This window comes from Hymenobacter defluvii (assembly GCF_017589435.1).
GTDB lineage: Bacteria > Bacteroidota > Bacteroidia > Cytophagales > Hymenobacteraceae > Hymenobacter > Hymenobacter profundi.
The window spans coordinates 1-348 of the sequence record NZ_JAGETX010000129.1; the positions used below are offsets into that span (position 1 = coordinate 1).

The 348-nt window shown below is 41.1% G+C and carries 1 protein-coding gene; it reads left to right on the forward strand.

The window, feature by feature from the left end; genetic code table 11:
- Positions 1-28: 28 nt before the first annotated feature.
- Positions 29-348 (forward strand): hypothetical protein (locus J4D97_RS23320; RefSeq protein WP_208309669.1); only part of this gene is annotated, 320 nt, incomplete at its 3' end.

A 348-nucleotide genomic window follows, 5' to 3' on the forward strand; every position in this document is an offset into this window, starting at 1 on the left:
CCTCAAGGACGTGTTTGTCATGAGCTACATGCGTAGTATTGAACAAGACCTGCGGAAATCTAAAGCGCAGTATGAAGGCATCGATATAGAAGAAGAAATACCATTCTGGGAGTTTCTAGACATTGAATTTAACGTCGAGGAAAGAGAGTTTAAATTCAAAGCTTACTATACTCAGAAACCAGTCTATACAGAGCTCTTCCAAGAGCTTGTCAAATCTCATACCCTACGGCGTATTGATGACGACTTACATGATAAAGACCCCTACCGGTTTACTAAAGATGTTTGGAGGAAGCGGGAAGAGTTAGGAAGCCAGGTGGAAGCGATGAATGTTATCTATAACCTTATAGA